Raw genomic sequence first — 12,142 nt, 5'->3', positions numbered from 1 at the left:
ATGTCAGGTATTTTTACACACAAGCTCAACACTAAATTTATCTATATGATTTATATTAGTATTTTTTTAGGCGCGAAAAATGCATATTTTTTGTACATACGCCGCATTCCATGAATATTCTTCTTAAGTGCAGCGCTGCAGAAAAGTTTATTTAAAACAGTCGAATACTAAAAGGATATTATCATGTTACGTACGTATCAATTTGGCACAATCATCGTGCTTTCGATGTTTGTGTATGTAGACGTTGCACTAGCAGGGTTAATCCGCAACGGTGGTAGAGGCTCATTAACCGCACAGACGGAAAACCCCTACTATTTTGTTGAAAACAAGGACCTTATAGAGTACCGAACAACTTCAAACGGTACGGATTTTGACGTGTTTACAGGTATGAGCGTTTCAGCTTTTAACAATAGGGGTCGCAATTCAAACACTATTGGTGGCGGCTCGCCCGGAATTACCGCTGTGCCAACAAACGGACCAAGCCCAGACACAAACTGCAATGGTAGTTACGACCAAAGCGAAGTCGACAGCATCCAAGATGATATCGATTTTTTCGGCGGTTCCACTGGCCCGTTTAACGAAGAAGAGCTAATAAAGGCGGAAAACCGCTTAAATGATCTTGAAAATGGTTCGCCTTGTGCGTGGGAAATAACAGAAGGTGAGGATTTTACGGCCTTTGGGCAATTTAACGTGTTTTTTGACAACCCCCTTGTGGATACTTCCATTTTATGGAACATAAGCGGGAATGGCGTGAATAAAACCTTAGCCGGCAGTGTCAACACTGACCCTAATAGAACGACACCTGACGGTGAAATTCGGTTCGGTAATGTTGTTCTTGACGCCTTGTGGGAAAATTTAAATCTTTTGCCTGGCGAATATAATCTGAGTGTATCTGCGAGTATATCCAGTAATGCAGGAACGTTTTTTTCTGAAAGGAAAAACCTTGGTAACGAGGGAACGCAGTTTTCAGATCCAACGCAACTAAGGTTTAGAAGCGAGTTTAATGAAGCTTATTTCGATTGGGAACAGCGAAAATATGAAGCAGAGCAAGCTGGTGAAGCGTTTAACGAGCCAGAACCGCCAAGATATTTTGAAGGTTATGTAGTAGAAGACGATAGTCGACGAGTTGTAGAACCAAGTAGTAGTTTATTTTTCAGCTCCACAACATCGCTACTGCAAGGGTTTTCTGCAGAAACGTTAATAGTCAAAGCTCGAGAAAACCAAGATCCTATTGCAGTAAGCGCCCCTGCGTCAGGAGTATTTATTATGGTGGGTGCTTATATGATTTTGTTAAGACAGAGATTTATTAAGTAAAGGTAATTAATAAAACAAAACAGGAGGTTGCGATGACCTCCTTTTTTATGCTTAATGTATAAAGAGTGAGAGCGCCAGAGGTGTCTATTCTATAAACAACAACCTCGCTTCGCCTGCTTGGCTTGCTAGATCTGCGTCAATAAACGCAACTATCTTTTTATAAGCGTCTTCGCTTTTTATATTGTCGAGCAGAGGATCATGCTTCGTCCACCATTCACGCCAACCTTGATCAACCGCTTGTTCGAGACTTTTTATGGCCTGTGCTTTATTGCCTTGTAGTGCCTGCAATCTTGCATCAAGATAAAAGCTTATTTCAGAAGGCAACTCGTTTTTAAGCAATTGAGTGCACATCTTAATAATCTTATTAAACCTATCAGCATTTCCTTGTACTTGCGCGGCCCAGGCTGCTTCGATGGCAGGGGAACATTGCGGCATATAATATTTATCAGCGTCTTCTAACAGTTCATAATTGGCGCTAATTAACGCGACTGCTTTGTCTTGTTGTCCAAACATTGCATGATACCAACCTGCTTCAAAGGCGGTCCAATAGTCGTCGGGGCTGGCGGCTTGCTCAAACGCCATCTTTTTGAACAGCTCTTCTAACTTTCCCTCTAACATCAAAATTGTAGAGTCATACCACGGGTCTGAGGTTTGTTGTTTCAGTATGTCAATCAGCCCCAAATTCAACAACGAGGAATTGAGCCGAAGCTTTAAGTCTGGGTTTTCTGGTGACAACGAAATTGCCTTTTTTAACTCCCTTATTGACGCTGCAAATTTACCCTGGCTGAAATAAACATCAGCAAGGCCCTGATACGGAAACGTAGATTCTGGGTGATCTTGTTTCAAGGTATTAAATATATCTATCGCTTCGGCGTCTCTACCTTGCCATAACAACAAAATGCCAAGATTATATGAATGACTCACGAATAAAGGGTCAAGCTCCCTTGCTTTTGTTTGCGCTTCAATGGCCTCATCGTAGCGCTGCAACATTGACAACGAATTTGTTTTCCACATGTAAGCAATTGATAAACTGGGGTTAATTTCAAGCGCTTTATCGAATGCTTCTATCGATTCTTCATATTGATTTCTTAAAAACCTAACCCAACCCATTACAGCATAAATTTGAGCAATTTCTGGCTCTCTCACTAAGGCCTTTTCCAAATTCTGTTCCGCCAGCGTGGCAGCAATCTCAGGTTTCAATACGCCAAATGTCGTGCTGCCCTCCGATAACATGGCAATGGTGTCAGCTAAGCCAACGTAAGCTGTGGCGTACTCTGGGTCAAGGGCAAGTGCTTGTTCAAATAATTGCCTCGCCTCTTTCATGGCTTCAGTTGTTTGTTTGCGATACGCTTCTCTTCCTTTCAAGTACATCACGTACGCGTCGACACTGTTGGTAGAAGAAAGAGAGGTAAGTTCACCCACCTTTATGTAACGGTCTTGCAATAAGTTAACAACCGCTCGACTGATCTCACTTTCCAGTTCGAATACATCTTTCAATTCTCTTAAAAAACTATTTGACCAGATAGCTCGTCCACTTTCAGTTTCCAACAGTTCAACTCTTATTCTCAAGCGGCTTCCAGTGGCCCTAACACTGCCAGTAAGAACGGTCTCTACACCAAGCCTCTTACCTATATCAACCGGTGTGAGCCCTCTTTCACTTAATATTTGGCTTGACCGAGACGCCGACACTTTAAATCCATCGGCGCTCCCCAATAAACTAGTAATTTCTTCAGAAAGACCTACCGCTAGATAGGCTTGGTCCTTATCTGGACTCTGATCTGTAAATGGCAAGACGGCAATTGAGTCAGCTTTTTTTACAGTAGTTAAACCTTCTTTTGAGGCGAGTTGCTGCTCGTTAATAGAGCCTAAGTACTGATAACCAACAAATGCGCTAATAATAACAAGGGCAGATAAGCCAAACCAATTCGCTGGTCCGAAAGGCTCAATTTTTGGATTTAACTCTTCATCGATACTATGAGTGCGCTCTATTCCATCCATTGTAAAATCGAAATGCCAGCTCAAATAGGCGGCGACAGGAAACCCACAAACTACGACGAGCAGACTCGCTGGCCCTACTAAGGGATGTAGATTCATAAAGCTAACAATGAGACCGACGACCTGCAGAAGTAACCAAGAGATACCAAAGTAGGCAACGAGTGGCTTAATTACCTTCCGTCGCTTTAACTCGCTTAAAAATCGTTTTATCATAATGTCCATGCATGAGATTGCATACTATTTATACTAATGGATCTGATTCTTATCTATAAATAAATAAAGAAAGCTATCGAATAATTAAGCGTGCCACGACCAACAATTTAAGTTTCATGTACCACTGACTCAAGTGCATGTCACAGCAATCAAAGAGGGTATAAAACATAGACGGCGACTTCAACAAGTTAAACATGCTTAAAAAAATTCAAAATTGCTTATTGTTGTAAGTGTTACTTCAACCTTATAGACAAAAAGCGACTGCCTGAACGACCGGTATTGCTTGTGAGTTCACTTGCTCACTACCGCATTAAATTAGGCAAAAGCAGCGAAAGCACAGGAAAAGCAATAATCGCAATCAATACCAATACATCCATCACTAGGAAGCGCCCGACGCCCATAAAGATGTCATACACTGCAACCTTCGGTTTAGTCACGCTGGCAATCACAAAAACGTTCAGCCCTACCGGCGGAGTAATTAAGCTGATTTCCAGCAGCTTTATTACGACCACACCAAACCAAATAAGATCTAACCCATAGCCATCTACCATCGGAATTAAAAACGGTAAGGTAAGTACCATAATACCGAGGGGATCAAGAAACATGCCCAGTAAAAGGTAGACGCCAGCGATCATTAGCATGAGCACCCAAATGGATACATCTGCAGATTCAACAATGTCAACGAGGGCTGGCGCCATACCTGTTAATGCGACAAAGCCAACAAATATTTTAGCGCCTGCCGCGATGAAGAAGATAGAAGTGGTCTGCGTGCATGTTTCTTTAATGGACAGCATAAACTGCTGCCAGTTTAGCCTTTTTTGCACTGCGCCTATGACGATTACAGAAAAGGCACTGACTGCAGCGGCTTCTGTGGCGGTAAAAAAGCCACCATAAATACCACCAATGATAATGGTAAAAAGCAGTACGGCCGGCCAACATCTTATCGCGGCTTTACGGCGCTGCCCTTTAGCAACCGTTGTATCATCCACCGGCGCAGCATCAGGATGACGTTTTACCCATAAATAGATAACCAGTAGGAAACCCGCCAAAGACAATAGGCCAGGAAGCACTCCGGCTAAAAACAGGCGACTTACCGACATTTCCGTAAAAATCCCATACACAATGAATAGTACACTTGGCGGTATCAAAGAACCCAGCGTACCGCCCACTGCCACAGTGGATGTTGCTAAGCGCTTATCGTAGCCCATCCGCAGCATTTCCGGGACACAGATTTTACCCATCGCCGAAGCGCAAGCGATGCTCGACCCCGTAATGGCAGAGAATCCCCCACAGCCAACAACGGAAGCCATCGCAACACCCCCAGGCAAACGTTTGAGCCATATTCGTGCGGCGTGATAAATATCAGTCGTGATACCGGTGTGGTAGGCAATGTGACCTAGAAGAACGAACAGCGGTATCATGCTCAGATCATAAGAGTGCACTAAATCGAAAGTATTGGATGAGACCATCGACAAAGTAGGCGCGACGGCACTAATAATGTCAAAACCACCGTGTCGCATGGCAAAAAATAACAATATGAATACCGATGACACACCCGCTAGACTGAACGCGATGGGTACTCGCAAAGCAAGCAAAATCAGCGCGCAGGCAAAACCAAGAAGACCAAGAATCAATGGATCCACAAATTAATCCTCTTTCACAAAATCGTAGTCAGCATCGGTGCGCTCTACCAAATATTCGGTATTGCCATTAATAGCGGCTCGGATATCCGTCACACAAATTATCGATAAACGTATAATAAAGAGCGCTGCGCCAGCAAAAAAAGCAAAGCGCCCGGGCCATTCAGGTAACTCTAAATCACCGAAGAAATAGGCGCCACTGCTGGCAGCATGCAAAAAACCTTGCCATGCGGACACGGCAAGGGGCAGCAATATCAATAAGCTAATAAGAGAGCCAATGGCTAGCATCCGCAGCTTGGCATGTTCGCTCAAGCGCTTGAATAAGAAGTTTATTGTGATGTGGCTGTAACCGGCAGTGACATAAGCTAATGGCAGGAAAACGGCACCTACCATGAGTTCTCTAACAATCACCACATCGTCAGGGATCCCCCAACCAAAAAGGTTACGCGAGACAACAGTAAGAGTGATCATTAGACCGAGTGTGACAATGCACAGGCCAGCGACCATCAACGCTCCCCGTTCAATTAGTTTCAGCATAATATAAACTCTATGTAGTTAAATTAACGTGCCCAAGGATAACCTTGCACGTCGCGCTCTTGAGTGTATTTTTTCAACGAAGCTTCGTAATTTTGCACCATCGCCTTTCCATCTAAGCCGCTTTTGATCGCTTCGTTTTCCCATTTCGTGATATGGAATTCGCTGGCAGAATAAAGTTTACGAGAGTCTTCGGGTGAGAAATCGATTATTTCAAGCTTACGCCCGTCAATTCCTTCTCGAAAACGTTGCTCCGCTTTGTTGTCTGAACCCATGACATTTTGACCTAGATAATCGGCGAAGTCAGCGCCTACTTCATGTAGAACAGCTATTTGGGATGGGCTCAAGCGCTTAAGTGCATCTTGATTCATGAAGATGCCTAAGCCCGTATAAATTCCCCAATTGAGTTTGGTTAAGCTATCCGCCACTTCATGATGCTTAAGAGCTAGCGATGCGTTCATGTAACCCTGAGTGCAATCGAGAAGACCGTTGTCGAGTCCTTGATACGCTTTATAAATACTCATGCTAACTAAATTTGCCCCGAGGTCACCGAATATCTTCCCGAAGGTCCCTACTCCTCGTATCTTTTTTCCTTTTATGTCCTCGATTGTGCGAACTGCATCACCTGTGCACAGCATAACAACGTTGGATAGCATGTATGAAGTCACGAAGACCAAATTCTGGTCGGCCAAATGACGTGATACTGCTGGGGATTTCATGTGGTCATAATTGGCTTTGAGACCAACCCAAGGGTCAAGGTTTGCAAAAGGGAGGTTTGTGAGTGAATAAGAGACCATTTCCTTTGGGAAATAATCGGCAATAATCGTCCCTATGTCCACCACGCCCGCAGCGACTGACTGGCGTGATGCATTTGCCTTAAATAACGCACCACCCCACATGATTTTAATTTTCAAATCACCGCCCGAACGAGACTCAACTTCTTGGGCAAACCATTTAGTGGCAGCAGCGCGCGCGCCCCTATTTGGCCCAGGCTCGCCATAGGTGAGAACCGTTTGCGCGGCAGCAACGCTTGTGCTCAAGACCATAACAGCCAATGTTGCAACGCGCAGAAGGCGGCTAACTTTATTCATTATTGTAATTTCTCATTAGCGTCAATACAATTTCGCTTAGCGGAATTAATGAACCATTTATTTTGTTTACTCTATATTAACAAATGTGGCTCTGCAATATTAATAACGCGCTGCAACGGGTTTATAGCTAATAAATTGTTTATTCATTTGCCCACTGAGTTAAGGTCTTTCCTTCCTCAACAAGCTGTTTCAACAAGGCGGCCGGTTGCCAAAACTCCTCACCGTAGGTTTTGCTGAATTCGCAAATAGTCTTATAAACGGTTTCTAAGCCAATCGTATCCGCATAAAACATCGGGCCTCCGCGGTAAGCTGGGAATCCGTAACCGAAAACGTAAACAACGTCGATATCACTGGGGCGTTGCGCAATCCCTTCTTCCAATATTTTAAACCCTTCGTTGATCAAGGCGAAAGTCAAACGCTGCAAGATCGTGTGGTCGAGTATATCTTTGCGCTCGACCCCTCTCTTCTCAGCCTGTTCCTCAATCACTTCGAGTACTTTCGGATCAGGAATACGTTGCCTAGTATTAGGATCATATTGATAAAAGCCCGCTCCGGTTTTTTGTCCTAGTCGGCCCATTTCGTATAGCGCATCAGCAATACAGTAGGTTCTGATATCACCTTTTTGTTCGTCACTTAAACCTTCTCTCGCCTTATAGCCAATATCTATGCCAGCTAAATCGCTGACTGCTAATGGTCCCATTGCCATTCCAAAGCGTTGCATAACAGAATCTATAGCTTGCGGTGTTGAGCCTTCTAGTAAGCATAGCTGTGATTCTCGAACATACGGGCGCAGCATACGATTCCCAATAAAGCCGTAGCAGACGCGGGACAATGCAGGAACTTTTTTAATTGATTTTGCCACTGCCATTGAGGTAGCAAGGACTTGATCAGAAGTGTGTTCTCCGCGAACAATTTCGAGTAATTTCATGACGTTAGCCGGGCTGAAGAAGTGTAGACCAATCACATCTTGTGGTCTTGACGTAGCTTGAGCAATTAAATCAACATCTTGATAGGAAGTATTAGTGGCTAATATAGCGCCTTGTTTACATACCGCATCCAGTTTTTTAAATACTTGTTTTTTGATATCCAAATTTTCAAATACGGCTTCGATAACCAAGTCCATGTTGGCTAATTCATTATAGTCGGTGGTGCCTGTGATCATGCCTTGACGTTCGTCTGCCAATTCCGCGCTTAATTTACCCTTGCTTACCGTGATCGCGTAGTTTTTGGCGATAATGTCTTTGCCCCGCTGCAAGGCTTCGTCATTAATTTCCAACAAAGTCACTGGAATGCCAACATTAACAAAATTCATTGCAATGCCGCCGCCCATTGTACCGCCGCCAATAATACCGACTCGTTTGATATCTTTAAGCTGCGTGTCTTTTGGTAAGCCGTTTACCTTTGACGACATTCTTTCTGCAAAAAATAAGTGACGCAATGCAGCAGACTGAGAGGACTGCATGCATTCCATAAATAATTCCCTTTCAATTTTTAAGCCCTCATTAAAAGGTTTATTTACGGCAGCTTCAATACAGTCAACAATGCGTTGCGGTGCTTCTTGTCCGCGATAGCGTTTGCTCAATGTTATTCGCCATTCAGCAAATAGCTCGGAAAAGAATTCGGGTGAATCACCTTGTTTTTCAACTTCCAAATCGCTGATTTTTTTAAGCGTAGCGCCTTGTTCAATGACCTCTTTGGCAAACTCCAGCGCGCCACTCAGTAAATCACCATCAACCACCTTGTCAATCAAGCCAATGCTCAGTGCTTTTGAGGCCGCAATCGGTGTGCCGCTGGTGATTAAATCAAGTGCAGCTTTGACGCCAACTAAGCGAGGCACTCTTTGTGTTCCACCTGCCCCCGGCAACAAACCTAATTTAACTTCGGGTAAACCCACCTGAGCACTAGGCAATGCACATCGATAATGGCAAGCCAGCGCAGTTTCTAATCCACCACCAAGCGCTGTGCCGTGAATGGCGGCAATGATAGGTTTTTTCGACGATTCGATATCAATCAGTAGTTCAGGCAACGACGGCATCATTGGGGCTTTGCCAAATTCAGAAATATCAGCTCCCGCGATAAACGTACGCCCTTCACAAATAAGTACTAAGGCTAAAGAGCTATCGTCTTGTGCTTTGGAAACGGCATCTTGAACGCCGATGCGCAGCGCATGTGAGAGCGCATTAACGGGCGGATTATTTAAACGAATAACACCAATATCACCGACCAATTCATAACTAACTACTGACATAAATTAATTCCTTACTTTTAGAATATTTTTTATTGCAAAACCGCTATACACGCTCAATAACGACGGCGATACCTTGACCAATACCAATACACATCGTGGCTAATGCATAGCGCCCGCCTGTTCTTTCTAACTGACGTAATGCGGTGAGCATAATGCGCGTACCGCTCGCCCCCAAAGGATGACCAATCGCGATCGCACCACCATTTTGATTAACGCGAGGGTCGTCAAACGCAATACCAAGCTCTTTCATACAGCCTAAAGCTTGCACCGCAAAGGCCTCATTAAATTCTAGAACATCCATATCTGCTAGGGTTAGACCCGCTCTGGCTAGTGCTTTTTTTGATGCAGGAACCGGTCCTAAGCCCATAACGCGGGGTGGCACTCCAGCAATGGCGCCTGCAATAATTCTACCGCGAGCTTTGACACCTGCTTGTTCACCCACATTCTTGCTACCAATTATCATAGCGGAAGCACCATCGTTAATGCCTGAAGCGTTACCCGCGGTAACCACCCCACCAAACAATGGCTTTAGTTGTCCGAGCGCATCTAGTGTTGAAGATGGCCTTGGATGCTCATCTGTTGCCACGCTAATTGCTGGCTTATTACGACCTTGCGACACTTCAATAGGAATAATTTCATCGTCAAAATATCCCGCGACTCGAGCCGCTTCATATTTGGCTTGCGAGGCGGCTGCAAACACATCACTCTCTTCTCTGCTTATATCGAGGTCGCTAGCAATGTTGTCTGCCGTTTCAGGCATGGAATGGGCGCCAAACTGCTTAATAATTTCGGGGTTAGTAAATCGCGCACCCATGGTGGTATCAAACATTTCTTGCTGGCGAGCAAAAGGTGAAGTTGCTTTTGCTAAAACGAAAGGCGCTCGACTCATAGACTCAACGCCACAGGCAACAAATAACTCACCTTCATTGGCTTTAACACATCGCGCTGCATCTAAAGCCGCCGCTAAACTTGAACCACACAAACGGTTAACCGTTAAGCCCCCGGTTTCAATGGGTAAGCCAGCTAAAAGCCCAGCAGTACGAGCGACGTTTCGACTATCTTCACCGGCCTGATTGGTATTACCAGCAATCACATCTTCATACAGGGCTAAATCAAAATCGTTGCGTTGCACTAAGGTTTTAATAAGATGTGCGAGCATATCGTCTGGTCGAACAGAGGATAATACGCCTGCATGACGTCCAAATGCGGTTCTTGCAGCATCATAAATATAGGCATCTTGCATATTTTTTCCTTATGAATTGATGTAATTAACTAAAACTGGAAACGCAACGAGCAAGGCTGCGGCTCTTTTTTGGTCTTGTGAATTTGATAAGCGAATGTGCACAAGCTGCCCCTTTTCTGGGTCAAACTCTGAGTTAACTTGCGCGCTGATGTCATGACTTTTAAACAAGCTGGTTACGCTGAACTCAGTGGCTTTATTGCGCAGTGCGGGCTTAAAAATTTTGCCTACCGCAGTTACAGGTATGCTATCGAGAATTTCAATGCGTTTCGGAATGGCCGCTCTTTCGCTTATGTGCGCTTGGCAGTGTTCAATTAATTCTGTTGTTGTGGTTTGCTGCTTATCTTTTAGCACCACATAGGCAACTGGTATCTCTCCAGAATGAACATCGGGCTGGCCAATCGCGACGGCCTGCACCACATTTGAATGCGCTAATAATGCATCCTCTATCACTTGAGGGTCAATGTTATGACCACCACGGATAATCAGGTCTTTTGCTCGACCCGTTAGCTGAATATGGCCTAATTCATTGATAACGCCTAAATCACCCGTATTGAACCACTCACCGTCTACCCACGCAGTGGCATTATCACTCTCATTCAAATAGCCTTGGAAGACATTTGGGCCCTTAACTAAAATAATGCCCGTTTCATTCGCTCTGCAAACCCGGCTAATTTTATTATCAATGAGTTTGGCAGCAATAACGCGCGTATACGGTATGCCATTGCCTACAGAAACCCCATCTACATCAAAGCCAGGGATCACTCTAGCAATCAGACAGGATGATTCAGTCATGCCGTAGCCGTTGGTTACGCTGCAATTAAATTTTTGTGCAAAGGATGTTTTCAACTCAAGAGGTAAAGGTGCCGAGCCACTGCCGGCATGCTCGAAGCAGCTGAGGTCAATTTCTTCGTCAGGTTGCTGCAGCAAAACAGACATGATGGTGGGAACGGTAGGAAACCAACACACCTGGTATTTATTTACAAAATACCACCAGTTCTTCACTGTATTCGGATTCCTAAAGCCTTCGGGAGTCATAATCACGACCGTACGGCCCACTATAAACATCGACAAGCTTGCCGCAATAACACCAAACACATGAAACAATGGCAAAGCATTCAACACCGCAGATTGACCATGATAGGCATTAAAACCAGCATAAACCTGCACAACAAAACTAATATTGCCATGCGATAGTTTCGCTATTTTAGGTCGCCCCGTGGTGCCGCCGGTATGGAAATACATGGCAATATCATCTTGAGCAGGACGACTTGATTGCGTTAGCCTTTCACTGAATTGAGTTGATATTGCGCTATTGAAGTCAGTAATGCTTAGTTGTTTATTGATGTTTTCAGTATGACTGCTGTCGAGCAGCAGTAGATGTTGAATTGATGGCACGCGGTCAATAATCTCATGCACTTTCTTGCCTAAGTCAGTGGCATCACTCAAGGAAACCGTTACTAAAACTTTTGCTTTGACCTCATTTAATATTTCAACAATGTGATCAACTTGCAAAAGATAATTAATCGGATTGGCAATTGCCACAGCTTGCGAAGCCCATAAACTAAGATGAGTTTCAGTTAAATTGGGTAAGAGAATAGAGACAACATCAGTGCGCTGAACGCCTAATGATGTAAAAAGGTTTGCTGTTTGATTTATTTTTTTGACTAGTTCGGAAAAAGTGAGCTTTTTAGCCGCTTCATCTCTCGTTGCAGTGACATGCTCAGCGATAGCGATATTAGAGGCATATTCGTCTTCTGCATGACAGAAAACATCGTATGTTGTTTTACAATGATATCGGTCCTGATGGCTAATTTTTTCTAAATCAGCAAGAAGCTCTAACTCTGTTTGTTTGGACATTAAGCAC

At 44.2% G+C, this 12,142-nt stretch carries 8 protein-coding genes; 1 reads left to right on the top strand and 7 read right to left on the bottom strand.

Going from position 1 to position 12,142, the window contains the following annotated elements; all coding sequences use genetic code 11:
- The first annotated feature begins 183 nt into the window (after nucleotides 1–183).
- A complete protein-coding gene (locus GNIT_RS00570) occupies nucleotides 184–1,314 on the top strand; it encodes a hypothetical protein (protein ID WP_014107152.1) in 1,131 nt (376 codons plus the stop codon).
- Nucleotides 1,315–1,398: 84 nt separating this feature from the next.
- Here GNIT_RS00570 and GNIT_RS00565 read toward each other — a convergent pair whose 3' ends face one another.
- The 7 genes from GNIT_RS00565 to GNIT_RS00535 all read right to left on the bottom strand — a co-directional run bounded on the left by GNIT_RS00565 (nucleotide 1,399) and on the right by GNIT_RS00535 (nucleotide 12,135).
- Nucleotides 1,399–3,522 (bottom strand): tetratricopeptide repeat protein, encoded by a 2,124-nt coding sequence (locus GNIT_RS00565; RefSeq protein ID WP_014107151.1) that lies wholly within the window; start codon nucleotides 3,520–3,522, stop codon nucleotides 1,399–1,401.
- 302 nt (nucleotides 3,523–3,824) lie between these two features.
- The gene (locus tag GNIT_RS00560) at nucleotides 3,825–5,165 is read right to left on the bottom strand and encodes a TRAP transporter large permease (protein ID WP_014107150.1); all 1,341 of its coding nucleotides are present in this window, start codon (nucleotides 5,163–5,165) and stop codon (nucleotides 3,825–3,827) included.
- A 3-nt stretch (nucleotides 5,166–5,168) separates the two neighbouring features.
- The gene (locus GNIT_RS00555; RefSeq protein WP_041246242.1) at nucleotides 5,169–5,699 is read right to left on the bottom strand and encodes a TRAP transporter small permease; all 531 of its coding nucleotides are present in this window, start codon (nucleotides 5,697–5,699) and stop codon (nucleotides 5,169–5,171) included.
- A 23-nt stretch (nucleotides 5,700–5,722) separates the two neighbouring features.
- Nucleotides 5,723–6,787: a C4-dicarboxylate TRAP transporter substrate-binding protein gene (locus tag GNIT_RS00550; protein WP_014107148.1), complete on the bottom strand. Its 1,065-nt coding sequence runs from the start codon at nucleotides 6,785–6,787 to the stop codon at nucleotides 5,723–5,725.
- Nucleotides 6,788–6,926: 139 nt separating this feature from the next.
- Nucleotides 6,927–9,035, bottom strand: coding sequence for a 3-hydroxyacyl-CoA dehydrogenase NAD-binding domain-containing protein (locus GNIT_RS00545; protein WP_014107147.1), 2,109 nt, complete (start codon nucleotides 9,033–9,035; stop codon nucleotides 6,927–6,929).
- Between the two features lie 43 nt (nucleotides 9,036–9,078).
- Complete coding sequence (locus GNIT_RS00540) at nucleotides 9,079–10,278, bottom strand: 3-oxoadipyl-CoA thiolase (protein ID WP_014107146.1); 1,200 nt, start codon at nucleotides 10,276–10,278, stop codon at nucleotides 9,079–9,081.
- Nucleotides 10,279–10,287: 9 nt separating this feature from the next.
- Nucleotides 10,288–12,135, bottom strand: coding sequence for an acyl-CoA synthetase (locus GNIT_RS00535; RefSeq protein ID WP_014107145.1), 1,848 nt, complete (start codon nucleotides 12,133–12,135; stop codon nucleotides 10,288–10,290).
- Between the last annotated feature and the right edge of the window lie 7 nt (nucleotides 12,136–12,142).

It is taken from the genome of Glaciecola nitratireducens FR1064 (genome assembly GCF_000226565.1).
GTDB classification, from domain to species: Bacteria; Pseudomonadota; Gammaproteobacteria; order Enterobacterales; family Alteromonadaceae; genus Glaciecola; species Glaciecola nitratireducens.
The sequence above is the reverse complement of the archived record's forward strand: the minus strand, read 5'-3'. Positions and strand labels throughout refer to the sequence as shown.

What these genes read in the sequence shown, in the direction of transcription:
- GNIT_RS00570 (WP_014107152.1), top strand. Translation starts at nt 184, where the DNA reads ATGTTACGTACGTATCAATTTGGCACAATCATCGTGCTTTCGATGTTT.
- GNIT_RS00565 (WP_014107151.1), bottom strand. Translation starts at nt 3,522, where the DNA reads ATGATAAAACGATTTTTAAGCGAGTTAAAGCGACGGAAGGTAATTAAG.
- GNIT_RS00555 (WP_041246242.1), bottom strand. Translation starts at nt 5,699, where the DNA reads ATGCTGAAACTAATTGAACGGGGAGCGTTGATGGTCGCTGGCCTGTGC.
- GNIT_RS00550 (WP_014107148.1), bottom strand. Translation starts at nt 6,787, where the DNA reads ATGAATAAAGTTAGCCGCCTTCTGCGCGTTGCAACATTGGCTGTTATG.
- GNIT_RS00545 (WP_014107147.1), bottom strand. Translation starts at nt 9,035, where the DNA reads ATGTCAGTAGTTAGTTATGAATTGGTCGGTGATATTGGTGTTATTCGT.
- GNIT_RS00540 (WP_014107146.1), bottom strand. Translation starts at nt 10,278, where the DNA reads ATGCAAGATGCCTATATTTATGATGCTGCAAGAACCGCATTTGGACGT.
- GNIT_RS00535 (WP_014107145.1), bottom strand. Translation starts at nt 12,135, where the DNA reads ATGTCCAAACAAACAGAGTTAGAGCTTCTTGCTGATTTAGAAAAAATT.